This is a genomic window from Candidatus Bathyarchaeota archaeon (assembly GCA_023131225.1).
In the GTDB taxonomy this organism is placed as follows: domain Archaea; phylum Thermoproteota; class Bathyarchaeia; order Bathyarchaeales; family SOJC01; genus JAGLZW01.
The window spans coordinates 1-26,550 of the sequence record JAGLZW010000015.1 but is presented as its reverse complement, the minus strand read 5'-3'; the positions used below and the strand labels follow the sequence as shown (position 1 = coordinate 26,550).

General features: G+C 43.8%; 22 protein-coding genes, 1 tRNA gene and 1 pseudogene. 14 read left to right on the top strand and 10 right to left on the bottom strand.

What is annotated here, in order from left to right; translation table 11 throughout:
• Positions 1–152 precede the first annotated feature (152 nt).
• Together KAU88_04200 and KAU88_04195 are read left to right on the top strand one after the other, a co-directional pair.
• Positions 153–2,369 (top strand): annotated as a pseudogene (locus KAU88_04200) (PKD domain-containing protein).
• Positions 2,370–2,672: 303 nt separating this feature from the next.
• On the top strand, positions 2,673–2,972 hold the full coding sequence (locus KAU88_04195; GenBank protein ID MCK4477711.1) for a hypothetical protein: 300 nt from the start codon (positions 2,673–2,675) through the stop codon (positions 2,970–2,972).
• 136 nt (positions 2,973–3,108) lie between these two features.
• On the opposite strand, the gene KAU88_04190 is transcribed toward KAU88_04195, so the two are convergent.
• Both KAU88_04190 and KAU88_04185 read right to left on the bottom strand, forming a co-directional pair.
• Positions 3,109–4,389, bottom strand: a complete 1,281-nt coding sequence (locus tag KAU88_04190) for a right-handed parallel beta-helix repeat-containing protein (protein MCK4477710.1) — start codon at positions 4,387–4,389, stop codon at positions 3,109–3,111.
• A gap of 43 nt (positions 4,390–4,432) precedes the next feature.
• On the bottom strand, positions 4,433–6,880 hold the full coding sequence (locus KAU88_04185) for a PKD domain-containing protein (GenBank protein ID MCK4477709.1): 2,448 nt from the start codon (positions 6,878–6,880) through the stop codon (positions 4,433–4,435).
• A 254-nt stretch (positions 6,881–7,134) separates the two neighbouring features.
• Here KAU88_04185 and KAU88_04180 point away from each other — a divergent pair, with 254 nt between their 5' ends.
• A complete protein-coding gene (locus tag KAU88_04180) occupies positions 7,135–10,044 on the top strand; it encodes a PKD domain-containing protein (GenBank protein MCK4477708.1) in 2,910 nt (969 codons plus the stop codon).
• A 143-nt stretch (positions 10,045–10,187) separates the two neighbouring features.
• Positions 10,188–10,628 carry a hypothetical protein gene (locus tag KAU88_04175; GenBank protein ID MCK4477707.1) on the top strand — a complete coding sequence of 147 codons (441 nt, stop codon included), beginning with the start codon at positions 10,188–10,190 and terminating at the stop codon, positions 10,626–10,628.
• Between the two features lie 86 nt (positions 10,629–10,714).
• On the opposite strand, the gene KAU88_04170 is transcribed toward KAU88_04175, so the two are convergent.
• Positions 10,715–12,148, bottom strand: coding sequence for a hypothetical protein (locus KAU88_04170; protein MCK4477706.1), 1,434 nt, complete (start codon positions 12,146–12,148; stop codon positions 10,715–10,717).
• A gap of 71 nt (positions 12,149–12,219) precedes the next feature.
• Positions 12,220–12,723, bottom strand: a complete 504-nt coding sequence (locus KAU88_04165; GenBank protein MCK4477705.1) for a hypothetical protein — start codon at positions 12,721–12,723, stop codon at positions 12,220–12,222.
• 334 nt (positions 12,724–13,057) lie between these two features.
• On the opposite strand from KAU88_04165, the gene KAU88_04160 reads away from it, so the two are divergent.
• The 3 genes from KAU88_04160 to KAU88_04150 all read left to right on the top strand — a co-directional run bounded on the left by KAU88_04160 (position 13,058) and on the right by KAU88_04150 (position 15,981).
• Positions 13,058–14,059: an ABC transporter ATP-binding protein gene (locus tag KAU88_04160; protein ID MCK4477704.1), complete on the top strand. Its 1,002-nt coding sequence runs from the start codon at positions 13,058–13,060 to the stop codon at positions 14,057–14,059.
• A 5-nt stretch (positions 14,060–14,064) separates the two neighbouring features.
• On the top strand, positions 14,065–15,264 hold the full coding sequence (locus KAU88_04155; protein MCK4477703.1) for an ABC transporter permease: 1,200 nt from the start codon (positions 14,065–14,067) through the stop codon (positions 15,262–15,264).
• Between the two features lie 141 nt (positions 15,265–15,405).
• The gene (locus KAU88_04150; GenBank protein ID MCK4477702.1) at positions 15,406–15,981 is read left to right on the top strand and encodes a YdeI/OmpD-associated family protein; all 576 of its coding nucleotides are present in this window, start codon (positions 15,406–15,408) and stop codon (positions 15,979–15,981) included.
• A 125-nt stretch (positions 15,982–16,106) separates the two neighbouring features.
• Here the strand turns inward: KAU88_04150 and KAU88_04145 are convergent.
• Both KAU88_04145 and KAU88_04140 read right to left on the bottom strand, forming a co-directional pair.
• Positions 16,107–16,191 (bottom strand) — tRNA-Leu (locus tag KAU88_04145).
• A 113-nt stretch (positions 16,192–16,304) separates the two neighbouring features.
• The gene (locus KAU88_04140; GenBank protein MCK4477701.1) at positions 16,305–17,072 is read right to left on the bottom strand and encodes a TrmB family transcriptional regulator; all 768 of its coding nucleotides are present in this window, start codon (positions 17,070–17,072) and stop codon (positions 16,305–16,307) included.
• Positions 17,073–17,168: 96 nt separating this feature from the next.
• On the opposite strand from KAU88_04140, the gene KAU88_04135 reads away from it, so the two are divergent.
• Genes KAU88_04135 through KAU88_04125 form a run of 3 tightly spaced genes read left to right on the top strand, consistent with a single transcriptional unit; the run spans position 17,169 to position 19,548 of the window.
• Positions 17,169–18,650, top strand: a complete 1,482-nt coding sequence (locus KAU88_04135) for a radical SAM protein (GenBank protein ID MCK4477700.1) — start codon at positions 17,169–17,171, stop codon at positions 18,648–18,650.
• 58 nt (positions 18,651–18,708) lie between these two features.
• A complete protein-coding gene (locus KAU88_04130) occupies positions 18,709–19,026 on the top strand; it encodes a 40S ribosomal protein S25 (GenBank protein MCK4477699.1) in 318 nt (105 codons plus the stop codon).
• Between the two features lie 39 nt (positions 19,027–19,065).
• Positions 19,066–19,548, top strand: coding sequence for a hypothetical protein (locus KAU88_04125; GenBank protein ID MCK4477698.1), 483 nt, complete (start codon positions 19,066–19,068; stop codon positions 19,546–19,548).
• Between the two features lie 8 nt (positions 19,549–19,556).
• Here KAU88_04125 and KAU88_04120 read toward each other — a convergent pair whose 3' ends face one another.
• Together KAU88_04120 and KAU88_04115 are read right to left on the bottom strand one after the other, a co-directional pair.
• Entirely contained in the window at positions 19,557–19,934 is a 378-nt protein-coding gene (locus KAU88_04120) for a hypothetical protein (GenBank protein ID MCK4477697.1), read from the bottom strand.
• Between the two features lie 5 nt (positions 19,935–19,939).
• The gene (locus KAU88_04115) at positions 19,940–21,259 is read right to left on the bottom strand and encodes a GTPase (protein ID MCK4477696.1); all 1,320 of its coding nucleotides are present in this window, start codon (positions 21,257–21,259) and stop codon (positions 19,940–19,942) included.
• Positions 21,260–21,999: 740 nt separating this feature from the next.
• Between KAU88_04115 and KAU88_04110 the strand changes: the two genes are divergently transcribed.
• The 4 genes from KAU88_04110 (at position 22,000) to KAU88_04095 (ending at position 24,277) form a co-directional block, all read left to right on the top strand.
• Entirely contained in the window at positions 22,000–22,422 is a 423-nt protein-coding gene (locus KAU88_04110; GenBank protein ID MCK4477695.1) for a DUF4352 domain-containing protein, read from the top strand.
• A gap of 79 nt (positions 22,423–22,501) precedes the next feature.
• A complete protein-coding gene (locus KAU88_04105; protein MCK4477694.1) occupies positions 22,502–22,927 on the top strand; it encodes a hypothetical protein in 426 nt (141 codons plus the stop codon).
• Positions 22,928–22,949: 22 nt separating this feature from the next.
• The gene (locus KAU88_04100; protein ID MCK4477693.1) at positions 22,950–23,771 is read left to right on the top strand and encodes a hypothetical protein; all 822 of its coding nucleotides are present in this window, start codon (positions 22,950–22,952) and stop codon (positions 23,769–23,771) included.
• Between the two features lie 14 nt (positions 23,772–23,785).
• Positions 23,786–24,277 carry a roadblock/LC7 domain-containing protein gene (locus KAU88_04095; protein ID MCK4477692.1) on the top strand — a complete coding sequence of 164 codons (492 nt, stop codon included), beginning with the start codon at positions 23,786–23,788 and terminating at the stop codon, positions 24,275–24,277.
• A gap of 112 nt (positions 24,278–24,389) precedes the next feature.
• Here the strand turns inward: KAU88_04095 and KAU88_04090 are convergent, their stop codons facing one another.
• Together KAU88_04090 and prf1 are read right to left on the bottom strand one after the other, a co-directional pair.
• Entirely contained in the window at positions 24,390–25,001 is a 612-nt protein-coding gene (locus tag KAU88_04090; GenBank protein ID MCK4477691.1) for a stage II sporulation protein M, read from the bottom strand.
• 243 nt (positions 25,002–25,244) lie between these two features.
• The gene (prf1, locus tag KAU88_04085) at positions 25,245–26,444 is read right to left on the bottom strand and encodes a peptide chain release factor aRF-1 (GenBank protein MCK4477690.1); all 1,200 of its coding nucleotides are present in this window, start codon (positions 26,442–26,444) and stop codon (positions 25,245–25,247) included.
• Between the last annotated feature and the right edge of the window lie 106 nt (positions 26,445–26,550).

Sequence of the window (26,550 nt, the reverse complement as noted above, 5' to 3'; positions counted from 1 at the left end):
ATCCTCAACCCTCACCACAAGCCGAAATCACGAGTAACAATCAAACGTTCACCGTTGCTTGTGTAATCGAAGACGTTACAGACCTTGCAGGTTTGGACATTCAAATAGCATGGAACACGACTTACCTTCAGTACGTAAGTCACACTCAAACCATGACTGTTGAAGACTATCCAGCTGTTCAACCGCCAAGCCCGTACGCAGGAATTATCCACGATCCACCATTGGCGCTCAAAGACGATGTTGATACGGTAGCAGGAACTTACTGGGCTGCCATGGCCACCCTTGCAGGCCCAAGCTTCGATGGTAACGGAACAGTCTTCACCATGACTTTTGTGGCAATCAACCTGCCCTTCGGTGACCCCACACAGTTCTTCTACACGTACCTGACCTTCACGGCAGTTGACCTTGCCGCAGGTGCTGGTGGTTCTATCACAGCCGTAATTGAAGACGGTGTGATAAAACACTGGAAGGTAGAGGTTAGTTATCCTCCGTGGCCCTTGCTAAGAGTGGAGCCTGAAGAACTTTCAGGCTACAAGGCAAGCGAAACATTCGAAGCTAACGTGACTCTGCAGGCTAAGAACGAAACTACAGGCGAATATATAGACTTGGATCCCTTCTGGGACGTTGGCGGAATCGACGTTGTTGTGCACTTTAACACTACTCTACTAGAGGTAACCGCCACCACCATAGATCCTGACGGATGGTTCGCAGCCTTCTGGCCAAGCTTCATGGTAGTTGCAGACGAAATCAACAACACGGCAGGAACAGTTCACATCGCCTTCTTAGGATATGGCGAGAACCACACTGCTCCAAGCGGACAAGGCAGACTTTTCAACATCACTTTCCACTCAATCTTCGAGTCAGAAACTTCTCCACCACCTTCAGAAGCCATCTACCTAGAGAATCCAGTAGCATATACTGGCGTATACACATTCGACTCAATCGGCGGGCTAATCGATATTGCCTATCCGGTGGGCACTACTTGGAATGAATTAGTCCCCCACTTCGGTGATGGCCCATATGAGCTGATTAGCTGGGAGGACAACGGTGATGGTATACTTACCCCAAGCGACCAGTTCATATTGAACGATACCTCCACAGGCTACTATTTCGACTACCACCTAGACCGTATAACTGGTACATTGCAACTGACTCAGATGCCATTCTGGGCACTGTGGGAGGGATTTGCAATGGATGGACCAACAAACAAATACACGCCATGGCCGAAGCTTTGGGAAACCGGAGCTTCTTCTAGTGGTTTAGGTAACCCCAACATGACTGGTGATTTCTCGCTGCCCTACCCTGTCGACTCGGTCAACTACTTCGAGGTGCAACCGCAAATAGGTGCTCCCTACAATCTAACCGAGGGAGTCGACTTCATCGTAAACGTTGATGGTACAATAAATCTACTCCGTGGGCTAGATGAACGCGTGGAAAACGAGTTCGTCGGCACCATGCCTAATGTTGATCTAGGATGGCCTGCAATTGCGAACATTGCCAGCGGCTTCGAAAGCGTTTGGCTAGACATGCCCAACGGCACACAGCGGTACGCAATACACACAGGAGTAGGGACTCCACCGCCGAACGAATATTGGTACGACGACTGGTTCCCATACGAGATTGAGAGTTGGTGGGCAAGCGGCTATTATCCAGGTCCTTGGGTGTGGCCAGACGGCACAGACATCTACATAAACTACAGTGCCCCAGCATGGGTCGTGATCGACTTCAACGCCTTCGCTGATCCTATCCCGCGATACATCGAGTTCGATGGCTCCTACAGCGACTTCTTGTTGAATTTAAGCAGCCCAGTCGGCACCTTTTGGGACGAGATATACTATGCCTCTTGGAGGGACTACGAAATCGTAGGATGGTCTGACGAAGACACAAATGGCCTGCTCACTCCTGGCGACTACATAAGCACAGTGGAAGCGGATGGTAACAGGACATATATCGTCGAAGCCGTCTCCACAGACATCGCAACAAGCAGGAAACCATGGATATGCAAAGACGATCCAACAGATCCGTTCTTCGGCGTGGCACCCATAGTGGAAATTGCAGGGTTCGCGCATCCAGAACGCGCTCTCTGCCCATGGCACAACAAGATATTCTCAGTACCTCTACCACACATCGTGGAAGATGCAGTTTACGAACCTTTGGTGCTGCCGGTGGCAGACTTCACCTTTGAACCAACTGACATATTTGTATTTGATACAGTAACATTCAATGCCAGCGACAGTTCTGATCCAGATGGATATATTGTCAGTTACTTCTGGGAATTCGGAGACGGAACCAACGCAACAGGAATCACCACTACACACGTATATGATACAAACGGAACATTCACGGCAACTCTAACCGTAACCGACAACTCCTCCCTCACCGACACCTACTCACAACAAATACGAGTTCGACCTTTACTCGTCCTCACACTGACTCCTGACACCGGGTTCGCATCGACTATCACAGGTGAAAACTTCGATCCGAACTCAACAATAACGATCACTTGGGACGGAACACAAATACCAACAGTTCCGCAGCCTTTGATCAGCAATGAACACGGAAGTTTCACGGCGATAATCAGCGTACTTACTCAAAACGACCCTGGGGTACATAATATAACAGCAACCGACGAAAACGGGCACTCAATTCAAGCAACATTTACGGTGCTCGATATGACTGGACCGCAGGGACCACCAGGGGTCGATGGAATTGACGGGGTTAATGGAACTGATGGAGTTGACGGAATTGACGGGGTTAATGGAACTGATGGAGTTGACGGAATTGACGGGGTTAATGGAACTGATGGAGTTGACGGAACTGACGGGGTTGATGGAGAGACGGGACTGCAAGGAGAGACGGGACTGCAAGGAGAACAGGGACCATCAGGAGCGCCAGAACTATCATACGCGGCAATCATACTAGCAATCGGTGCAATGTGCGTTGCAATATACATTATGCTAAAAAAACGTTAGACCAATCATCTCCCTTTTTTTATTTTTTTAAACCAAGTTTTGCTAGCGCTAGCAAGTCGCTACATAGCTGCTTTTATCACTCTTTCTATATTCCCGATTTAGAACCATACTCAGAGCTTGGGAATTGTAGCATAATCTAGTGAGACAATTTACCCGTTTTCCGCACCCAAAGCGCAAATATTATCGCGCCCAATATAATCACCACAACCAAAAACTCTATGGTGGGAAAAGGCTGTTTGTCCATTACGTTTTCCAACTGAACCTGTATATTAGCCAAAGCGTAACCTTTGTTTCCTGCTACGTCGACTACTGTTAGAACCACAGTGTAGTTCCCTGGACTGAAGTAAGTGTGGTTTGTAACAGGGTTGGTGGTGTTCTTTACAGTGCCGTCCCCAAACCCCCAGTCATAGCGAACAATAACGTGTTTCCCGACAGAATCATAACTGCTGGAAGCGTTGAAACTCACCGTTTCGTTAATAAGAAGTACATCCGAAGAGCAGGTGAAGGAGGCAACAGGAGGTTCAGTGTCTATACTTAGGTAAATTTCGTTAACATAGGGACGTATGAGTGGATTGTGGTCTTGCTGTTGCGTTTCTTCATCCACAATGTAAGGTTCATCCCCTATTCCATCCCCGTCATCATCAACTCCGCCATAGTCGCCCCAGTAGTTTCCCTCGTCACCATAATCCCAATCGTTTATTGGAGTATTGCTCCGCACCTGAATGCCATTGTTGAAAAAGTTGTTGTGGTAGATAATGTTACCGTAGGAGTAATCAATCCAGATGCCAATCAAATGATTGTCATTCACAGTATTTCCTTGCACTACAGAATCATTAGAATACAAAAGCCCAATTCCGTCAAAGTAATTGCCAGTAGCACCATTTTTCTCAACTAAAACATTCTTAGAGGCATTGACATTAATACCATACCCTGACTGGGAGCCCACTGCACGGTTACCACTAACAGTGCAATTCCACGACTTGTTAACAAAAATCCCTCGGTAGCTGTTGTCTTCAACAAGATTGTCCTCAATTGAGCAGTTATAAGAATCCGAAACCACAATGCCGCTTTGTCCATTTCTCACTGTAAACCCCTTTACGATAACATTGTCTGCAGTCACATTAACAACAGTACCCACATTATTTCCATCAATTACTGTTACACTTCTGTTCTCTCCAACTAATGAGATTGACTTGCTTATGACCACATGTTCATGGTAGATTCCATTGCGTACGAAAACTGTATCTCCCTGTTGCGCAGCATTGACTGCATCCTGTATCACACGAAAAACTTCAGCTCCATCATCATCAACCATCCACATGGTAGGCTCCGCTTCAATCTGTTGGATTTCAAGCCTTCCCAATAGCAGAGTTGCTAAAAGCAGAATCAGCATAATTGCTGAAGCTTTTTCTTTCATCGATTCGCTGCCAACCTAATTCTTCAACAGCTATTATCACAGTTCAACTAGGTGAAGATGTTTCTCTGTCGTTGGGTTGCACATCTGAAGGGGTCTTCCTCCTCTTCAAAGCTACGTACATTAGACAGACTACTATGGCGATAGCGGCTGCTAATATGATATAAGGTACATAGTCTATCTCGGAAGCTATAAACTGTGAAACTATGAAACTATATTCACTGCTGTTTGATGCCGCGTACATTTCAGTTCCATTAAACACTGCCTTTAGCATAAATGCTCCAGCAGATTGTGGAATGTAGTTAAATGAAGCTAAGCCACTCTGGTTGGTTTTTGAGGAGCCTAATAATTTCCAGATATTCCCGTTGTAAGAGTAGAATTCAACAGTAGCATTATGCACAGGGCTTTCATTCTCATCCAACAAAGTCGCAAACATCATAGATTCTTCATTTTTGGTGACATTCTTGACACCATGTATAGTTAGGCTTGTAGTTAATGGGTTGACCGTAATGAGTTTAGTGCTGTTACTTCCAAGATGGCTTTCGCTTCCTTTGTATTCTGCCTTAATTGAATAATCTCCGCTAATAGCTAGCGAGAAAATCGCTCTTGCCATTCCATCGATACCTGTAGTGTCATTTCCACTTGAAACCAAATCATCGTTGTAGATGTAAAACTCTATTTGTTCTCCTGATAAAGGTTGGCTGGCATAGTAGTCCAAAAGTGTTGCAGTTATTATGAAAAATTGCTCAACCTTTACCGTGGTTGATGCGTCAATTTCTACCCTAGTTTCCCCTTTCCCAACTGTGGCAGTCCATGTTATCGAATCTGCTGCTCCGTCGTTGTCACGAACTGTCAAGTTTACGTTAAAAATTCCAACATGTTCAAACTTGTGGGTTATAATTGCCTTGTCAGTAGTCGTTACATTCCAATCGCCGAAATCCCACCGATACTCTGTAATGTCTCCGTCAAGGTCGTAGCTCTTTGAGGCGTTGAAGCTCACTTCTAAACCTACGAAAGGTTTTTTTGGCGAAAAGGTGAAGCCTGCGAAGGGGTCTTCGTTGCGGACCCAAACAAGCTTTGTAACAGAGTCTGTAAGGGTGTTGTTGTCTCTTATGGTTAAAGTCACATTGAAAACTGTCTTATTTCCAAATTGATGTTTGAGAAATGTTTCGTCAGTCACTGTGACGTTTCCATCTCCGAAGCTCCATTGCCTCCAATTGATTGTCCCGTTTGGGCTATCAACAGAGGTATCTGTGAAGTTTACAGGCTCAATTATTGACGCAGTATCTGCAGTGAATTCGAAGTCAGCAGTTGGGGGATAGAATGAGCCAACTTTTACTCGAACTCTGTTGTCTGACATGGATGAGCCAAGTGTGAATTTGAAAGATACACGGGTGGAATTGTTGAAAGTTTTATTCGTATAGGTTAGCGGATTTGGGCCTAACATGGCCATCCATTTTTCTGAAGCATTTTGAGGGCTTAGGAGTTCTTTAGGAATTGTGACGTTGCAGTATCCGCTCCAGCCAGAAGGTCCAGTGATGTAGAAACTGATTTGTCTTAATGTTTGGTTGAACGCAAATGAAGCAACCGTGTAGTTGCAGTTTACAACAACTTCGTAGGAATCTCCGTTGGAATCCACGATGTAGGTTCTTGTTTTGTTCCAAATCTCGATCAAAGGATAAGAGTCAACCCAGAGATGATCAAGAGCAGTGTCCCCGACACCATCACCATCCAGATCAATTCCTTCATAATCGGACCAATAGTTTCCTTCGACACCATTGTCCCATGATGAACGCGCTGGAGGGAAAATATTTACTTGGAGTGTATTGTTGATGATGTTGTTACGGTAAAAAGTGTTATTTTGAGAATAAGCTTCAATGTATATACCATTCGAATTTTCAATTATTGAATTTCCTATGATCTCATTATAGCTGCTTCCACTTCGAAAAACTATTCCGGAATTATAACTGTCAACAATTTTGTTGTCTAGAATCTTACAGAAGGTGGAATTACTGATCAATATGTTATAAAAGTTCTTTGTAACTACGTTATTTTGTATGGTAACGTTTCTCGCTTGCCAGATTGAGATACCGTACGATCCTAGGCCAGATGTTGTGTTTTGAACAGTAAAATTACTAACAGTAACATCAGTTGTGTTGGATATATGGATGATGGGAAAAACTTCGTGGCCACCATCAAGGATGGTATTGAATGGGTTTTGACCTACAAGCGTTATCGATTTCTCTATAGATACGTGCTCATAGTACGTTCCGTTGTAGACAAATATTGTGTCACCTGAAGCAGCATGCTCGAGTCCACTTGTAATGTTCTGGTAAGGATACAGCTGAGAACCATCCCAGGGACCCGCTACGTTGTCATCATCTACATAAATCATGGCAGACACTGTATTAACTAACCGAATACCAAAAGCCAATGTCAACGTACCTAATAGAAGCAAAACAAGCAAAGCAATCGAGCGTACTTTTTCCTTCAATCTAACCTTCTCCCTTCTACTTCTCTACTGTAGAATCTTCCCACTGCCATCTATAAAAAGAGTTTTCCCAAAACGCAACAAGGCAGTTCTGACCTGGCCGTTCAAGCGCAGGAATAACACACATAAAAATTCTACATTTCAAAATTGATAAATTTCACAGAAAGAACTTCTGCCGATGGTATTGAGGCGCAGGAATGATGAACAATAAACTTTAAAAGGCAAACGACTCCACATAAAACTAAGGCGACAAAATTATGATAAAACAACTGATGAAAATTTTCCTTCTTTCGCTGCTCTCATTCAATATCATTATAAGCGGTTTAGTTATTTCAACAGAAAGTTGTGCTGAAGCCGTTTCGAGTTTGCAAGAAGTTCCAGTGATTTCCATAGATCCCGCGAATATCACTGCTGGTGTTGGTGAGCAGTTCAACATAAGTGTTAGAGTCGATAACGTTACAGGGTTTGGTGGCTTAAGTCTCACGTTCCGCTGGGGCGCGGAAGTCCTCGACTATATAAGTCATCATGTGACTGTGCCTGTTGAAACGTATCCAAACGGGGTTCTTCACGAACCAATATTCATAGTAACGGATAATGTATCACGAGCTCATACACTTGGAATATATGAACTCGTCGTGGCTTCGTTTAGTCCGAAATCTTTCAATGGTAGTGGAACAATTTTCAACATGACATTCCAAGTTTTAATGGAGGGCGAATGTTACTTTTACGTCCAAGATTCAGATCTCTCAGACAAGGAGGCCAAGCCGATTGATCATGAAACTGTAGATGGCTATTTCTATCGGCCTGGACTGGGCGAGGTTCCAATTGCTAACTTTACTGTTACGCCGGATGTGTTAGCAAGTACACCAGAACCTGACATTATTGCAAACAAAACTGCAACGTTTAATGCTTCTGCCAGCCGTGATCCTGATGGCGGAAACATAGCGCTATATATTTGGGATTTTGGAGACGGAACTATAAATCGCACCGCTGATCCAATAATAACTCATACATACCCTGCACGCCCAAGCATGCCCTTCGAAATTTTCGTCGAACTTTCCGTCTTGGACGATCAAGGCGGCGGTTCCCAAAGCAAGGCTAAACGTCAAAAACTACGCGTTATACCCCCAAATCCTGTGGCTGACTTCGAGTTTTGGCCAGGCACAGCCCCGGGGACAGTGCTATGCCCAACGGTAGGGCCAGCGGTTATAGGCAACAATGTGCGGTTCAATGCCTCTGCCAGTTACGACCCTGACCCAGGTGGTTTAGTCATGAACTATACGTGGGACTTTAATGATGAATCACCTATAATTGTAACAAATGATACAATAGTCACTCATAGCTACACGTCATTGCCCATGGGTGAATTTTACCTTGTTAAGCTGAAAGTCTATGATATTGAAAATCTCATCAGTACAGAGACGAAAAAGAACGTGTATCTTGTGAGTCGCCGTGATGTTGAGGTAATGGATGTCACGGTATCTCCGAGCGAATTTTTGCAAGGAGAAGATGTAACAATAAACGTCACGATTGCTAATAGGGGACATTCAAGAGAGTTTTTCAATATTACAGCCTACTATAACGCCACATCGACAACATGGGCTGAAATCAAACAGTTAAGAGTAGAAAAAGGTTTTCCGGGACAAAACGAAACGCTGCAAGGCAAAGTCGAGCCTATTCGATGGGATCTTTCCTACCACCTCAGCAACAGTAACCCCATAAACGCGCGTGCCCACAAGTTCATTGAAGGCCCATCCAGTGCAAACGACTACACGAAAATCGGAATAGGTGACGCCACAGGTTACTGGACTATTAACCCCAGCAAACTAAACGACGCCACTAATAATCCAAGCTTAGTTGCCGGAGTCCCCTTAACTACAGGCGGCTGGACATTCGAAGAATCGGATGGGAGTCCCTTGATACTTAATGGAGATTTCTCTAATGGAAATTGGAGCTTCTTCTTTATGCTTTATGCTACTGAAGAAAATGTAGACGCAGCCATCTGGGTTCGCGTTCTCAAGAGCGATAATCCTAACCCTCAAGCAGACGGCGCCAACATAACTGTGCTCAAGGACTGGACATCTGTCAACTCAACTCAGCCACTACCAACGTCTGCAAAAGTCTTTTCTGGAAATGTTGCTATGCCTTCAGCCACTTTCACCAATGAACACCTTTACTTTGAATTTCAGCTTCAAGTTACCGAAAACCTTGCAGGAAGTGCCACACAGGTGGTATTCCAACTCGGTGGTGCAGAGGCCTCGAGACCGGGAATCAAACCAACAACATTCACCGACCACAAACAATATAGCCTTTATTGGGATACAGCGTTTACACCTGAAGGCAACTATGTGGTCAAAATTGTTACGAGTGAGGTTCCACATGAAACTGACCTCACAAACAACGAAGCACTCAGCGGCAGCGTCACCGTAGAAGAACTCCAAGGCGTCCAGCCACTGCAAGTAATTGTAGATGTAGGTACAATACATTTCAGAGGAGAAATCGCGGAGTTCTACATACTAACATCAAGCTCAGGAAAACGCGTTAACGCTTCATTCACAGCCTTTCTACTCTTCAACCGAACCATTACTCAGCTAAACCTAACAGAGATTGATCCGCTAGCTAGCGACCCCGTCACTACAGGAGTCTACTTGATACGATACCCAATACCAGTTGATGCCCCACCAGGCGCATACATGCTTGTCGTAGATGCAAGTAGACTGATTCTCGAGCTAAACTTTACCCAACAAGGAACTGGCATTGGCGGCTTCTTGATAAGCAGCACGTTTAGTGGCTGGAACGCTACACTAGCGGGAATCGAGGATAACATTGCAACCATTATCACTGACGTCGGAGAAATCAAGGCAAATCTAACAGCCATCAATGCTACACTCTCAGGTTTACTTACCGAAGTCAAAGGTGACATTTTAGCCACAATCAACACTGCTTTAGGGCCAGTCATCACACGACTTGATAATATCAATGTCACAGTTACCGATATCAAAGGGAGCACTTTGACAATCAACAGTACTTTGGGAGAAGCCCAAGCCTCACTTGGCGCCATCCAGTCAAGCCTGACAATAGGCTTAGCCGTCGCATCTGTACTCTCTGCCATAGCAGCAATCGTTGCCATCGTAATCTTACTGCGCGTGAGGAAACTTAGCAAATAATCCCAGCATCTCTTTTTTATTTTATACTAGACAATTACTAGGAGAATGAGGGGCAATCCTAAAATTAACGGAAACAGCGCGACGAGCCGAATCCCCCTCCAGAACAGAAAATATTCAATGGGCTGAGGAAAGGTGTAACATATTTGAGTAGTTACATAGAAGAGCCAACTCCTCAACCTGTGAAATGGAAACGTTATGAAATGGTCAGTGCTTTTCTAGGGTGGTTGGGAGCAGTAGATCTGCTATTGATGGCTTTCTACATACTTACTATTTTTCTCGCTGTTTCTGCGATCCCTCCAATAGAACGGTTACTTTTCCCAGTATACTTTGCAACAATTCTAACAGTTACTTCAGCGATAATACTGATTTACGGAAGTTATTCAATCTGGAAATCAAAAATACGCAAGGGAGGCATAATCAATCTGTTAGTAGGAACACTCGTGCCAATTCCCACCTACATCTACTTCACTTTTCTTTCTCAACCAAGCCTGCTAGGCTGGCTTGGCCCCATAGGATGCTTTCTCCTTGCACCCGCAATAATCAGCGGCGCAATAAGTATTTTGTTGTCAAAATTTAGTGCTTAAGTGTTACCCTGACTTTGCTGTTTATTTAGCTGGGAATAAATCCTAGAAAAAATGGTGGGATAAAAAAAGGCTTGGGCAATAATATGTTAGCGTGAACGTCGGCGTAGGTAGACGATTGCAATGGCTATTATGACAATGAGCATCACGATTAGCGCGATGTTTTCAATGTTGAAGAAACTTGGAGGAGGTGCTTCCGCAACTTCGAGGACCACTGTTTTTCGATAGGGTGATGTGGCAGCTCTGGTTTCGTCGTATTTAATTCCATAAATGTCTAACACTTCAAGCGCAACAGTCCAATTTCCACCAGACCAATGCGAGTCCAACGTAAAAGTCACATTTTCCTCCTTGTTGGTGATTCTGGGTGCCGTTTCGTCAGGCCCCGTCAAAGTCCATGTGTAGTTCGAGAGTTGACCATTAGAATAGTTATAAGTGCTTCTTGACGCGCTAAAGCTTATAGAATCTCCGGCTGTTGCGGAGGTTGGGCCATCAATTACAAGGTCTGGGGTTTCAATGACTGTAAATGGCTTGGACAACTCATCGGTAAATGTCTCATTCCCATGTAATATCGTAGCTTTAGCTTTAATTACATGGTCTCCTACATTGAGGTCTTCTGCGTTTATCGTGTAGCTGAAGGTTTTGTTTTCACCCGATTCTAAAGTTTCGTTATTCCATGTCTCAAGAAGGTCTGTGTCTTTGTAAAGAGTGAGGTTGTACGTGTCTGAAATGTTACCGTAGTTTTCCATAACAACTGTAACCCTGGCATTCTCCCCAGAAATCACTGGCGGACCAAAGAATAAATCGTTAGCATGAGCTTCAACTTTCACGCTTTTGATACCCGTAGCCAATATGTTTTGGAACTGGCCGTCTCTCACCCAGTGTGGGATTGCAAGCTTATTGATGGTGCCAGCTACCAGCATGGCTGGGTCAGCAGCGAGGTCAACTGAAGTTAGATCTAGGGTACATTTCCCATGTCTCGTCACGTTGAAAGTCATTGTGAACACTGTCGCGTTCGCATCCTGACAGTTGAACGCTAGTGCAGGCGATTGAGACGATTTAGCAAGCCAGTAAGTTCCCGCGCTTGAATCAACATAATCCATAACATCCAATATTGGCTCATAGAGTATACCGTCGGGGTTGCTAGTGCTATTCGGTACCTTTACAGTGTGACTTGCATAATCCAAGATTGTTGGATCCCAGCTCAACTGGATGTCTAAGCCGTAAAGGTTGCCGAGAGTATAATCATGAAGTGAGCCAGGTGATGGCAATGGCTGTCCTGGTACCCATTCTACATTACTCTCGTAGATGGTATCATTTAGATTGAAAATCTTCACGCTGATAGTGAAATTTTCACCTGGTTCCACATTAGCGTTTTGGGGATCTATATAGACAACAGGCATATCAGTGACTAGAACTGTGTCTGCTGTGACAATCATTGTTGGTAATATTGCTATTCCTACAATACTTAAATTTAGGATTAGAACTGTAATCATTATTTTAGCCGTGTTTTTCCACTTTAGCATTTACCAATCCTTCCTTATGTTTTGCATATTGACTCTCTGGACCTATATATGTTTTTACGTTTTCTGTTTTTTTACTGCGGTTTCAACATTGTTCTTATGATGTTTCCGGTTAATACACCTATGAGACAGAATAACATGCCTGCTGGAATCATGAATCTGAAAACATTGGCAATTCCAAAGAAAAGCGCCAATTCCCAGCCAAAAGGAAGACGGGAAAGAGTTTCCACAAGCCCCAACGTAAACCAGATATAGATAAAGACGTAAACGACCGCTATTAAAGAAGACAAGAACATTGAAGCAAAATAACCATATACAATGTTTTTGATGTCAACCAAAATAATGCCAACTAGAAAACTTGTGGCTAACAAAAGCAGTCGATCGAATTCAGTGAATGTCGGTCCTGCATACTGAAGATAAGGTATCTTGTAAACGGAAAATTGCTCGTTATCCAGATAGAAAAACTGGTGAGTTTTGATAAGGATCAACGATATCACAATTGTCCATACAATGATTATTGCTATGTCTTTCTTGTTCCTTTGAATCTGTGCCCTAAAGTTTCTAACTTTTTCCATCATCAAAATCACTTGCGATGATGCCTTAATTTCTTCTCTTTCGGGTTATTTAACATTTGGCGCTGGAATATTCGAAGGAAAAGCATTTGTATATTTTGCTGCAACACCCTAAACGCATTGAAAACCTTACTTGACAGAGTTTCGCAACGGATGAGTATGATTATGTCGAATGCTTTTCGAGGATAGAGTGTGTGCAGCGGTGTTTGAACCATTTTTATAGTGGTGTGATAACACAATCTCGCGCACGCAAAGCTGGCAAGAAAAGATTATATCTGACTCTTAGACGTTCCTTACACCATAGATTCGTCTGGATGTGTCTAACTTGGAAAGCGATGTGATGATTGAAACCAGAAACCTCACGAAGAGATTCAACGGATTAACTGCTGTAGACCATGTCTCTTTCAAAGTGAAAAGGGGCGAGATCTTCGGTCTCCTTGGCCCCAACGGGGCTGGCAAAACCACCACAATAAGGATGCTCGCCACATTAACGAGACCTACAGAAGGCACAGCCACAATAAACCGCTACGACATAGTGAAGGATGATGACAAGGTGAGAAAGCTCATCGGCTTGGTTTCCGAAAAGATAATCATGTACGACCGGTTAACGGCGAGGGAGAACCTGTGGTTCTTCGGAAGACTCTACGACACCCCCAAAGAAGTCCTCAACAAACGGATCGACGAACTGTTACGGCTCGTTCAACTGAGCAAGTGGAAGAATTCTCAGGTGGGCACATTCTCATCAGGTATGAGACAAAGGATGAATGTAATCAGAGCTCTAATCAACATGCCAGAAGTACTTCTACTAGATGAACCCACACTCGGTCTAGATCCCCAATCCTCAGTTGAAGTCAGAGAGTTCATAAAGAAAATAAACAGAGAAGATAAGACAACTATCATTTTAACAACACACATGATGGTTGAAGCTGACATGCTCTGCGACCGAATAGGCATCATAGAGAGCGGAAAGATCGTCGCACTTGATACATCAGCAAATCTGAAGAAACTTGTTTCAGGAGCCGACACAACTGTTTTGGAGCTGGAGATTGCGAATCTCACCACCAACATGATCTCGTTAATACAGTCCCTAAAATGCGTCAACTCAATCTCCCAAGACAACACCACCCTCCTCAAAATCCACGCCACGGGCGATGAAGCCTTCGACAGCATAATCGACGCCATAAGGACCGAGAAAGGCAAAATAAACTCAGTAAAAAATCTCGAACCAACCCTTGAAGACGTCTTCCTCCACATCACCGGACACGAAGTTAGAGACAAGGCAAACCGAAAGATCCCAACGGGAAGACATAGGCATCACATGCCTAGGTCAAGGGTGAGGTGATTCAAATGGGTGCCAAAAATCTTGCCTCCCACAGTCTCATGATTGCCTGGAAGGACTTAATGGAGCTGTTCAGGAACAGAATGATGCTAATTATGCTCGTGCTCATGCCGGTTCTCATGATGACCATGGCCGGATTCATGTTTCCATCAAGCACATCCATTAGCCACGTATCAGTCGCCATTGTAAACGAGGACGAGGGATACGGCAATTACTCTAGCTCAAGCGCAACCCTCATTGCAGCCCTAAAGACTATGGAGGGCATCAAAGATATGATGACAATCACGAACGCCTCAACCCTCGACGAAGTAAGAAGTATGATTCAGGATGGAGAAGTTGAAGGAGGACTAGTAATCGCCAGCAATTTCACCTCGAATCTCATGACAGGGAAACAGGGAACCATAACAATCATAACCGATCAGACCAACCCCCAGACGTCGGTGCTCTTGCAGATCGCGTTAAAAGAGGTACTTGAACAGATGGGCACAGGGCTTGCACAGCAGAACGTTCAAGGACTAAACCAAACAGTAGTCAACGCCAGCAACTCCCTTGCGATAGTAAAACCCTACAACATTCAAACAGAAGGGGCAGTTATAGGAGACTTCAGCTACTTTGACTTCATAGCCCCCGGATTGATGGCCATGACAGTTATGATGAGCGTCATGACCGGGCTCCCAGCAGCAATCTCCCACGAGAGAGAAGTTGGAACCCTGGACGGAATGATGGTGGCCCCAATCAGCCGACTTGCAGTCATACTTGGAAAAACACTTGCCCAGACAGCCAGAGGTATACTTCAAGGAACAATCATACTTGCCCTAGCCGTGGTATTGTTCGGCGTCACAATCCATGGCAGCATTCTGCTAATCTTCGCGCTCCTCTTACTAGGGGTTTTCAGCTTCGTCGGCCTCGGTGTTGTAATAACATCCTTTGCAAAAGATCAAGAGACAGCCATGATGGTGATGATGGCCTTAATGTTCCCAATGATGCTCCTGAGCGGCGTCTTCTTCCCCGTTCAGCAAATGCCTTGGTTCATGCAAAGCATCTCAAAAGCTCTCCCACTCACCTACGTAGCCACAGCTCTAAGAAAAGTTATGGTGCTTGGAGCTGGCGTCTCCATGATAACTACCGAACTCGCCGTGCTGATAATCTTTGGAATAGCCATGACTACAATCGCCGTACCAGTATTCAAGAGAGCCATGACCAGGTAACCCGATTGACTATGCGCCTTATTGTACACAGAAGCTCCTTAAGTGTCAAACCACGCATAAAAATTGCGGGATATGAGTAGACTCGCTCACTTAAATATAGCAAAAAGATTTGACATACTAAATTTGGTTGGGGTGCACCTGATGAAGATAAATGAGAAACTATATGTGGCTAATAGGTATGACTGGCGCATGTGGCTTGAAAAGAACCTTGATACTAAGAAAAGGGTTTGGTTGATTTTCTACAAGAAACATGCTGACAGGCCGAGTATTCCCTATGATGATGCGGTTGAAGAAGCGCTGTGCTTTGGATGGATAGATAGCATAATAAAGAGAATTGATGATGAGACGTTTGCCCGAAAATTTACACCTCGCAAGGATAAGAGCAAATGGTCTAAATTGAATAAGAAAAGAGTCAGAAAAATGATTAAAGAAGGGAAGATGATGAAAGCAGGGCTAACCAAAATAAGAGAGGCAAAGAAAAGCGGAGAATGGTTCAAAACGGCTTCGCCCAAGAGTGAACTCGTAATCCCCCAATACATTAAAAAAGCGCTGATTAAAAATCAGAAAGCTTTAGCCAATTTCAACAAGTTAGCCAACTCATATAGAAAACAGTATATTGGATGGATTACAAGCGCAAAAAGAGAAGAGACGCGCAAAAGACGTCTTGCCGAAGTTCTAAGATTTTTAGAGCAAAACAAGAAATTGGACATGAAATAAGAAAGAAGACAGACTCCCCAAAGCGGAGATATAACTCGAGGTCCCGTCTTCTTCACGGGAAATCTATATGGGCGCGTGCAAAGCGCAAAAAGAACCAAAAGGTGTAAAGGGATTTCATTGAAAAGTGCGGGGGGTGGGATTTGAACCCACGAACCCCTACGGGATAGCCGCCTCAGGGCTACGCCTTTGGCCATGCTTGGCAACCCCCGCTCGTATGTAAGGAGTAGTGATATTGTTTTGGCTAAATTAAATCTTATTCAAAATAGTTTGCTGTTGTTGAACACACTTTCCGTCGCTCTACAAGAGCCTAGAGATATCAAAGGCTACGTTGGTTGGGTTTTAGTGCTTGAGTCCCATAAATACTGGAAGTAATCTTTCGCGAACTTTACTAAGCCTATATGGTTACTCCAAACAACCAAGCTAAGTTTGTCCTCCTCCCCTAAAAATAGCAAAGCTTCTTTTCCATCCACAATCACTCCGCCTCCAAACATATCTTTGCGTCCTCGCACCTCTGCAATACTTGTCAGCCCTTCTAATCCCCAACTCTTTGGCTCACCAACAACCATAACTGAAACTTTCACATCCCCTAACCTAAAACTTGCCAATAATGGTATTACTTTCTCAGCCAAATCGCGCGCAAACAACGGCGCCGCTATCATCACTTGACTGCGAGCCTTATCCAACATCTCTCGCAGCTTCGCCAACACACTAGTCTCTCCTCTTAAAATCCAAATGTCAGGCTTCTCTCGCAACTCACGTTTCTCATAGAGAGGCTGCAGCTCTCCCACTATAGCTTGCTCCCAACTTCGCATCTTTTCGTCAGCCTCACGCTTAGTTGCCTCAAATGCTTCTACAGGCGATTTTGCAAAATACCTACTCGGTCTACCTCGTTCAACAATTAGCCATCCCTTTCGCTCCAAACGATTCAAGATCTCATAAACCTTCGAAAAAGGCACGTTGGCACTCTCGCTTACCTCACTTGCCGTCATCACTCCTCTCTCTACAAGACTCAAGTAGACTGCTGACTCATAAACCGTCAAACCTAACTCACGCAAGACTTTCCTGGCTATTTCTCCAACAGCTTGACTCAACCCATCTTTCACCTTCTGAAGCTTCGGAAAAACTTCAAATACACGCTCCTCTTAAAAAGGTTTTACAACTGTCAGTGGTGAAACAAAACGTCAATAATCAAACAGACCAAAAGCATATGCCCTGAATGCCTCACAGTTCTAGACGCCACAATATACGAAAAAGACAACAAAGTCTACATAGAAAAAACTTGCTTAAAACACGGTAAATACAACGAACTCTACTGGAGCGACTACAACCAATATATACGCGCAGAAAAATACCGAAAAGAAGGAGAAGGCCTAAACAACCCACACACCAAAACAGTAAAAGGCTGCCCCCAAGATTGTGGTATCTGTCCAAACCACAAAAGCCACACAGGTTTAGCCATAATCGACATCACAAACCGCTGCAACCTTAAATGCCCGGTCTGTTTCGCCAACGCTGCTGCAGCAGGATACGTTTACGAACCAACAAAACATCAAATTCGAGAGATGCTTCAAAACCTACGCCAAAACAGCCCAGTCCCCGCTACTGCACTGCAATTCAGCGGCGGCGAGCCGACGATACGCAAAGATTTACCGGAACTAATTAAGATGGCTAAAGACTTAGGATTTCGTCACGTGGAAATCAACACCAATGGCATACGCCTTGCCCAAAGCGTAGAATACTGCAAAACCCTTGACGAAGCAGGTGTAAGCACTGTTTACTTGCAATTTGACGGCTTAACTGATGACGTTTACAAGTTCACCCGCGGTGTCGATCTCCTTGAAACAAAGATGAATGCTATTGAAAACTGTCGAGAAGCAGGCCTTAACAGCATTGTACTGGTGGTGACGCTCATTAAAGGAGTAAACGACCATCAACTCGGAGACATTATACGCTTCGCCGTCGAAAACTTCGACGTAATACGCTGCATAAACGTCCAACCAATAAGCCTATGCGGACGCTTACCAGAAGAAGAAAGAAAAAAGATGCGCATCACCATACCCGATTTTATGCGTCTGTGCGAAGAACAAACAGATGGAAAGATAAAAGCAGACGACTTCTACCCCGTTCCAACAGTAGTACCAATTGCTCAAGCCATCGGCGCAATAAAACACAAACACTACGTCGAATTCACAGCTCACCCTCACTGCGGCATGGCAACCTACCTTTTCATTGAAAACGGAGAAATAACGCCAATAACACGTTACGGAAACGTAGACAAATTCGTCAAAACAATGGAAAAAATCTACGAAGAAGCACAAAAGGGACACGAAACGAGAGCAAAAATACGCCTAATCGCCGCCTTAAGACATGTGAAACTTGGCATGTTAAGAAAATACCTCCTTCCAGTCTTGAAAAGCGGAAGCTATGAATCATTAGGTGACCTTCAAAGGAAAACCATACTGCTCTCTTCGATGCATTTCATGGATCCTTACAACTTTGACCTTGAAAGAGTGCAAAGCTGCTGTATTCACTACGCCGTGCCAGATGGACGTATAATCCCATTTTGCACAATGAACAGCATCCACCGACCAGAAATAGAAAAGCGACTAGGCGTTCCATTGTCTCAGTGGCAAAAAGAACACAAACAAAAAATAACTACAGTTGCGTGACAGAAAAAGGCTATAAGGATGCATTCCCTCTTTTTCTAGAGCAATTGAGGAAATAAGCATGGGCGGAAAAAAGAAGCGCTCCATAAAGCAAATGGCAAAAGCGCAAAAAAAGAAAGGTGGCAAAAAGGAAAAACGTGATACTACAGCACCAAGCCAAAGAAAGTCTATTCCTGGGATTACGCCGCCAAGTCTAAAAAGTGACAAATTTATAAGCGAGCTGAAAAAGATGAAGATCGTAACACCTTATTCTGTCGCATCCCGCTTTGATGTGCGCTTAAGCGTTGCCAGAGCCTTTCTGAAAGAGTTGGAACGCAAAGGCATGATAGAATTTGTTTCAAAGAGTCGGAACCTTAGAATCTACAAGCCTGCAGACTAGTTTTACTAATTTCATAAGATGGAGAAATAAGACAAAATAATGGCTTCTGATTTTCCAAAACGAGTTTACACATTTGATGAAGTGGAAAAGGCTAGAAAACTAGTGGAATCTGGATATAAGCATAGGTTAATTCTAAAGGGGAACCCTCGCTTTAAGAAAAGATTGAAGGAAGTCTTGAAACATGTTAAAACTGCTGGGTTTTACGAATTTCTAAGAACTTATATCAGGCGAATTGTTGAGATAGACGGCTTTAGCCAACTGCGAGAAGCTGACGCGGCTATTTGGGTGAACATGCAGCTGTTGGAAAATCCTATCGTGGCTGCAGGATTTCTTGTGCAGAAAGCGTCGCAGATGAAGGAGTTTTTGGAGGGGAAACTGTATTATGGCGGGGCAGCCGAGGCGAGAAGCGTAGAAAAACGTGTCCAGTTCTTAGAGGCGTTAAGAATAAAATCTAAGGACCGTGTTGTGAAGAGTGAATGCGGAAGGATTTTAGAAAGATGGGCTGACAGTACTTTTATTTGATGCCATCTTCAGGCTTTTTCTACTTTAATTCTGTTTCCACTTTTTATATCCGCAAAAATCTCTAAATTCTTTGTTACTTTTCCAATTATGTTGACGGGGCTATAGGGCTGGGATTCGCCATAAAAGATGCAGAGAGCATTTCCCATAGGCCAATAAGCAATTGTACCCTTCTCAACCTTCGGCCTAGCCTTCTCGTCGCCCATCTTAATTGGAATTTCAAAGTAGACTTCTTCTTTCCACAAAGCCATTCGGCCTTCTATCGGAAGCGTCTTGGTTATGGCATCAACTGTTCTAGGGGCTAGGTGACGAATTAGCTCACCTTCGGCTTCGCCGACGTTTTCTATAGAGAATTTGATTAACACGCGAGTTATGCTTTCTTCAGTCATCTATGTCACTTTTGGAAGTGTTTCTTTAGCACATTTTCAAGAGTTGAAGAGCCTAATTCTTTAATAGTGTATTTTGTTCTCGCGGTGGGCTTGTTGATTTGCAAGACGCGTCTCAAATCTATGGGGGTGCCAATAACCACGACGTCACATGGCGTGCTGTTTATTGTTTCCTCTAGCTCTTTTATTTGTTCTTTGCCATATCCAATAGCGGGAAGCAATGTTCCAAGGTGAGAGTACTTCTTGAAAGTCTCCGCTATTGAGCCTACAGCGTAAGGTCTCGGATCGACGATTTCACTTGCACCTAACTTTCTAGCAGCGATAACTCCTGCGCCATAAGCCATGTTGCCATGCGTCAACGTAGGCCCATCCTCCACCACCAAAACTTTTTTTCCTTTAATCAAATCTGGGTTGTCTACAGTAATGGGAGATGATGCTTCAATGACCAAAGCCTTAGGATTCACTGTTTTAATGTTCTTCCTGACAGTTTCAACACCTTCCGGACTAGCCGTGTCAACCTTGTTGATGATTATTACATCTGCCATCCTCAGGTTTGTTTCTCCAGGGTAGTATGTAAGCTCGTGACCTGGCCTGTGAGGGTCCGCAACCACTATGAAGAGATCGGAATGGTAGAAGGGAAGGTCGTTATTTCCTCCGTCCCAGACAATTACGTCTGCTTCTTTCTCTGCTTCTTTTAAGATTTTTTCATAGTCTACACCAGCAAACACCAGTATTCCATTGGCAATGTGCGGTTCATATTCCTCTCGTTCTTCAATTGTGCATTCGTGCTTGTCAAGGTCTTCGTAGGACGCAAACCGTTGCCAAATCTGCTTTGCCAAATCTCCGTAAGGCATTGGATGCCTGATAACAGCGACTCGGAAACCCATTTTCTTCAACAAGGAAGCTACTTTTCGCGAAGTCTGGCTTTTTCCAGAACCAGTTCTAACTGCGCAAACAGAAACAACTGGAACTTTGGCTTTTATCATTGTTGCAGACGGGCCCATTAACCTAAAGTCTGCTCCGCAAGACATTGCTAATGATGCTTTGTGCATGACGTATTCATGGGGTACGTCGCTGTAGGCAAAAACAACCTGATTGATGTTGTAGTTTTTGATGAGTTCTGGCAATTTATCTTCTGGATATATGGGGATTCCTTGTGGATATTTTGGCCCTGTGAGTTCTGGGGGGTAGCTTCGTTTTTCGATTCCAGGTATTTGGGTGGCCGTGAAGGCTACTACCTCATATGAATCGTTATTTCTGAAGTAGACATTGAAATTGTGGAAGTCTCTGCCTGCTGCCCCCATAATGATTACCTTGGCTTTTTTCATGATAGAACCTCTTCTTCCTAGAGATTGAGAGCGGTGAATTAGTATCCTTTTTTTCATTCCATATAAACCTTTATCGACTATGATTTTCGACTTGTCTACTATTATTTTCGTTTACGGAACACCTGCGCACTTTCCGTCGTGGTGAAGCATCCAAAACTCACTTCGAATTCGCTAGCTTTTGGAAAGTCTTTATGCGCGCTTAATTAGCAAACCCGTATCAAGCTCGTTTCCGTCTTACTGAACATCAAAAGAATTTTAGGTGTCTTTGGAAATATGTTGAACTATGAAGTATTCAGTGATTATTCTAGCCAATTTATTAACCATCATTCTTGCAATCGTAGTTGTTTGGGTGTATGCAAAAGAATCATTTGAATTTGTGGTTTTCCTGCTGGCACTCTATTTCTTGTGGGTGGTAGCAAGGTTGATTCTGCAAGAAAAGAAGTTAAGAAAAGAAAAAATAGAGGGCGCAAACGAGGTCACGATTTCTGTGCACCTCTGGAGTTAAACCCTGTATTAGATACTTATAATAAGATTCAAGAGCGGCTAATAGGCGCTAGACATGAGAGGTATAATGGTGTAAGCTTATGCTTTTCAATGTTGACCGGTGAGTATTGTGGTTGTAGGCTTTTTGCGGTTGGTTGTAAACTGCGCTCGTAATATGATGTCTTAATTAGTAAGATTTAAATCTCAATACGCTGTTATCCTTCTAGTGAACCTGAAAAAGGAGGGATAAAAACCGAATGAAAAGATTTCTAAAGAGTAGAAAGGCGTTGAGCCCAGTAGTCGCAGCAATCATACTAATCGCTGTAACAGTCGCAGTATCAATCGCAGTTGCCGCTTGGATGGGAGCATTGACATTCACATTCATGCAAACAGAAGAACTTTCATTCACGAGCTACACATGGGGTACAAATAATACATACTGTTTGATTCAAATCAAGAACGTTGGTTCGTCAGACTTCTCAATAAGTGAGGTTCGAGTTAACGATGTGGCATGTGCTGATGATGGCATTACCACTCCTTATACACTAGCACCAGGCGGGACAGTGACACTCAACATAACTCGCACAGGGGGAGCGTATACTTCCGGTGTGAAATACGAGTTCAAGGTGATTACTGCTAAAGGCAACACGTTTGGTCCTTACATTAGAACAGCACCTTAAGACACTACCCTTTGTTTGTTTGAGAATGGGGGTAGGGTAAAAGCACCCCTCTCCTTCCACCCTATTTGGAGGTATTAAAATGGTAGTAGAACTAAAAGAATACGAATCAGCCTCAGATATAGCAAGAACAATAGATGATGAAATAAGTAGAACCAAAAGTATGCTTGGCGAGTATTTACGCCGCCTTGACGAAATTCGAGCATTAGCTGAAAGGTCGAAAAAAATACGAGATGTAGTCTTCAAACTCGCAGGCAAGAAAGCAAATCAAGAAAATCTAGGCGAAATTTCAGTAGGCGGTCTAAACGTTGTCCTAGATGCCAACCCGTTTCACGAATTAACAGCTATAGAAGAAGTTGTCAGAAGCCAACAGGACAGGCTTTTAGTCTTGCAGAAATCGCGAGAAGCATTGAAATGGGTCGATCAGATAGGCGACACTGAAGGACTCAGATATCTCGTTTTAGAAGACGACGGAGTACCAGAGAGAATACTTTTCAAGATTTCATAAAATTCCATGGAGTGAAAAAAAAATGAGTAACGAAGCATATGCATTTGCGCTAAAGAATGCCCTAACCGAGATTCGAAATGTTTGCCCCGACGTGCAAACTTGCTTTCTCTTTGACAAGAAAGCTACTGTGATTGCAGGAGACGCTGAAACCCCCGAAGCCACTTTAGAAAAAGTAGTTAGCTCGCTAGAAGGCATTATGGAAAAGGTGGACACAATTGGAGGCTTAAATTCCTTAGTAGTTGAATGCAGCAAAGGCAACGTTCACATATCTTGTGTCAACGACATGTACTTAACCATGGTTGCTTCGAAGAAGGCAGATATGAAATATCTAGAAACTGTTGCACGTGTGTTGATTCCAACTGTTATAAAGCTGCTTGACAGTCTTGGCCCTACCCCCCTCAAGAATTTTCCTCCTTCGAGTACTTTATTGAAGCGAGGAATGGAAGAGGATCTACGAGGAGAAGAGGAACTGCAGGAGGAAAAGGAACTGCGAGAGGAAATAGAGGAAGAAGAAAGCAAAGAAGCTGAAGAGGAGCCCATACCTGAGCTAGAATTACCCTCTAACCAATTAATTGTTGAGAGTTTCGGCGGCCTATTGGTTCGCAACGACACAGTGCAAATTAGCGAAGATATTATGTCACAGTGGGAAGAGCTTCTAGACGGCAAAGAAATTAACCTTGTTGACGTTGAATCTTTCAACGGCAAAACCAGCCAATGCAAAGTTAAGACGTTGGATTACTCAAAGCTTGAAAACAGGGCTGTTATTCGCATTCCAGAAAAGCTTTGCCATACTCTCGATGTCAAGAAAGGTGAACTGGTGAGGATTAAACCAGTAATCAATTAGTGGAGATGAACTTTATGGCACCTAGAAAACGCAAATCAAGCAAAGTAGCCTTGAAGGAAGAAGAAGAAAAGCCCGAAATCGCACTTGACTTCTCAGAAGAGTTAGAAACGCAGATAAAGAAGGCACAAGAGCTTGCGGAAGCGAAGAGAGCTGAAAAGAAGGAGCTGAAAAAAGATAATGTCCCCAAAGGGGGAAAGATAAAGCAAAACATTGACAAGGTAAATACGAAAGAAGGAGTAATTGGCTACATTCTCAGGAATGCAAAGTCTGCAAGTATCGATTTGAAAGATCCGACGAAGATTATTGACTTTGCGGTTTTATCTTCTTCAGCTTTAGAGGCAGGTGAGGAGCTTTCGAATACTTTTGAGCTTGGCGACGTAAAATATGTGTTGGTAGAAGGAAACACCGCTAAATTCCTTTCTTTCACTGCTGAGGAAAACAGAGTAAGCGTGTTTATGGAGAAGAACGTGGACCACAACCGCGTCTATAAGGATCTGCTGAGCTGAAAAGAACTCTTTTATCTCTCCTTTTTTTAGTTCCTGGGGAAAGTGGGACTGGAACGGAAAAGGGATTTTTGGTTATTAGCCCCTCCCCCTTTCTTCTGTTCCTTCTCATCCCTTAAAGGTTTTTGATAAGAAACATTATTTGAGGTGTCATATAGGTTTCTATCAGAGCCGCCGTTGCAATTAGGATTAACGTAGTTACGTAAGCTTTCTTGAGGTTTCGGCAGAGAGTTCCTAATGAAAGCTTTGTTGCTCTGAATGAGACTTTCATGTCTGTTTTGACTAGGGTCATTAGCTTTTTAGGCCTTGTCAAGGCTTTGAGGTATTCTTTGAAGGTTGGAGTGTTGATTGGTTTTGGCATGTTGTTGTTTTGTGTGGCTTTGCGCATAGCGTTTGTCCAATAAGCTATTGCTGTGAATTCAAGCCATCCATGGGGAAGGACAGCGGCGATTGCAGTCGTAGTAGAAATGTTTAACGTTACCATTAAGTTGATACAGATTATTGCCCATATTATGGTTACTGCAGCGGGTATAAGCCACGCTTTTTTGCGGAGGGCAGGGTAGGCGACGGCCACTGTGAAGAGCAGGTAGGTTAGGCTGAAGGTGTTGTGGGCGGTGATTATAGTGAATGTGAGGGGGTGCGAGAAACCTACGCTTTTAACTATTGGCATGTATAAGTGTAGGAGGCTGTATTGGAAGAGTATGCTTAGTATGTCAATTGGGTTCATGAAGTTTCGATGTAATTTATCTTGGTTGAGTGATTTAGAAATTGTCTAATAGTGTATCGTAAGCTTCGGTACTGTTGTTTAAGGAGGTAACTCTTTGAGCGTGTGTATGTCCAACTTACCTTCGGGATTCTATCTGGCTCCTGATAAGAGTCTGATAAATGTTAAATATGATTGAGCATTTTCGGGATTTTAATAGTTGCTGGATAAAGCTGTTTCGAGTGTGGCTTTCAACTGAAAAGCGTACTAAATTTTGAAGCGTAATATGGCTGCGATTCCTCCGAACGCATTCTTCAACATCTGCCCCTCCTCCGTATCCGTTGACACAATCTCCACATCTGCATTTGCGTGCTCAGCCAGCTCTGCCATTTCCTCAACAATGTCTTCTGTCTTATCTGCAGTAAGAGATGGCGACTTGCATTTTGGGCATGGCTGACCCATAAGGCTTTGCCGAAGACCTTCAACCTCTCGACTCTTCACCGTCTCTTTCCTGCTATAGTCACACGTTGCACAGTTCACCGTTACTCGAGCTATATCCAATGCATCAGAGAGCAGCAAAGTCCTCACTGCCCCCATTTTCAAAGCACGCCTAACTTCCTCTTCGCCATAAGTAGCCAAACCAGTATCATGCCCAACCTGGTAAAGAAAACTCTGCACGAGCCTCTTCTCTTCTACATAGCGAACTTGTCGCATAATCTCCGGTGCCTTCTCAACAACCTCCTTCACTCCCTGCTTGCCTACGTAGGCAGAGTCAATAGTAGAAATGACTTTGTCTTTCAACTGATAATGCAGATAGTCTCCCTTCAGGAAATCATATTTTATCGGCCCGGGACCTGCGACAATTATGCCCTTCAAATTCTCTATCCCAAGAAAAATGTCCGTGGCATGGCTGCCGACACGACTAAAAAATTCCAGTATTTTAGCCTCTCTTTGACGCTCAAAACGCCTTGCCGACTGCCCCCCTGCACGCATCTTACCTGGAACACCAGAAGTAGTCTCCTTAACGATGTTCAAACGCCTACCCTGCAAAACCGCGAAAGTAGCTTCACTAGAATCCACAAGCAAAATTCCATAAGCATCCTTCTCCTTCAACATTTCCAGCAGATACTCCGTGTGAAATTTTGAATCACACCGATACAAGTTTATATTAATTGGCTCTGGCGGGGTCAAAACATAAGTTTCGTTTCTCTCACTGCCTGGGCCATTCTGCGGTATTGCACCGCTGAAGATCACCAAGCCCCTTTCAGGCACTCTCTTAAATAATTTTAAACGCTGCTGAACCTTTGTAATGGCGTCTTGGACGTTGCTTCTCGTTGTGTCAGACTTTATGTTTGCAGCAGTTCCACGTTCCTGCCTAAGTGTGTTAAGAACCTCACTGATTTGCTTTCCCGGAGGAACGTATAAGCTAACAAGCTCTGTTCCGCGCCCTTCCTTGCGAGCCAGCATGTCCAATGTTTTTTTAAGGCGAAAACGCTCCAACGAAGTCCGTTTTTTACGAGATTTGCTCAACCTATGCTTCCACACGCGGTAAGGCTACATTACACGTCTTACA

What these genes read in the sequence shown, in the direction of transcription:
- KAU88_04195 (MCK4477711.1), top strand. Translation starts at nt 2,673, where the DNA reads ATGACTGGACCGCAGGGACCACCAGGGGTCGATGGAATTGACGGGGTT.
- KAU88_04190 (MCK4477710.1), bottom strand. Translation starts at nt 4,389, where the DNA reads ATGAAAGAAAAAGCTTCAGCAATTATGCTGATTCTGCTTTTAGCAACT.
- KAU88_04180 (MCK4477708.1), top strand. Translation starts at nt 7,135, where the DNA reads ATGATAAAACAACTGATGAAAATTTTCCTTCTTTCGCTGCTCTCATTC.
- KAU88_04170 (MCK4477706.1), bottom strand. Translation starts at nt 12,148, where the DNA reads ATGCTAAAGTGGAAAAACACGGCTAAAATAATGATTACAGTTCTAATC.
- KAU88_04165 (MCK4477705.1), bottom strand. Translation starts at nt 12,723, where the DNA reads ATGATGGAAAAAGTTAGAAACTTTAGGGCACAGATTCAAAGGAACAAG.
- KAU88_04160 (MCK4477704.1), top strand. Translation starts at nt 13,058, where the DNA reads ATGATTGAAACCAGAAACCTCACGAAGAGATTCAACGGATTAACTGCT.
- KAU88_04155 (MCK4477703.1), top strand. Translation starts at nt 14,065, where the DNA reads ATGGGTGCCAAAAATCTTGCCTCCCACAGTCTCATGATTGCCTGGAAG.
- KAU88_04150 (MCK4477702.1), top strand. Translation starts at nt 15,406, where the DNA reads ATGAAGATAAATGAGAAACTATATGTGGCTAATAGGTATGACTGGCGC.
- KAU88_04130 (MCK4477699.1), top strand. Translation starts at nt 18,709, where the DNA reads ATGGGCGGAAAAAAGAAGCGCTCCATAAAGCAAATGGCAAAAGCGCAA.
- KAU88_04125 (MCK4477698.1), top strand. Translation starts at nt 19,066, where the DNA reads ATGGCTTCTGATTTTCCAAAACGAGTTTACACATTTGATGAAGTGGAA.
- KAU88_04120 (MCK4477697.1), bottom strand. Translation starts at nt 19,934, where the DNA reads ATGACTGAAGAAAGCATAACTCGCGTGTTAATCAAATTCTCTATAGAA.
- KAU88_04115 (MCK4477696.1), bottom strand. Translation starts at nt 21,259, where the DNA reads ATGAAAAAAGCCAAGGTAATCATTATGGGGGCAGCAGGCAGAGACTTC.
- KAU88_04110 (MCK4477695.1), top strand. Translation starts at nt 22,000, where the DNA reads ATGAAAAGATTTCTAAAGAGTAGAAAGGCGTTGAGCCCAGTAGTCGCA.
- KAU88_04105 (MCK4477694.1), top strand. Translation starts at nt 22,502, where the DNA reads ATGGTAGTAGAACTAAAAGAATACGAATCAGCCTCAGATATAGCAAGA.
- KAU88_04100 (MCK4477693.1), top strand. Translation starts at nt 22,950, where the DNA reads ATGAGTAACGAAGCATATGCATTTGCGCTAAAGAATGCCCTAACCGAG.
- KAU88_04095 (MCK4477692.1), top strand. Translation starts at nt 23,786, where the DNA reads ATGGCACCTAGAAAACGCAAATCAAGCAAAGTAGCCTTGAAGGAAGAA.
- KAU88_04090 (MCK4477691.1), bottom strand. Translation starts at nt 25,001, where the DNA reads ATGAACCCAATTGACATACTAAGCATACTCTTCCAATACAGCCTCCTA.
- prf1 (MCK4477690.1), bottom strand. Translation starts at nt 26,444, where the DNA reads ATGCTGGCTCGCAAGGAAGGGCGCGGAACAGAGCTTGTTAGCTTATAC.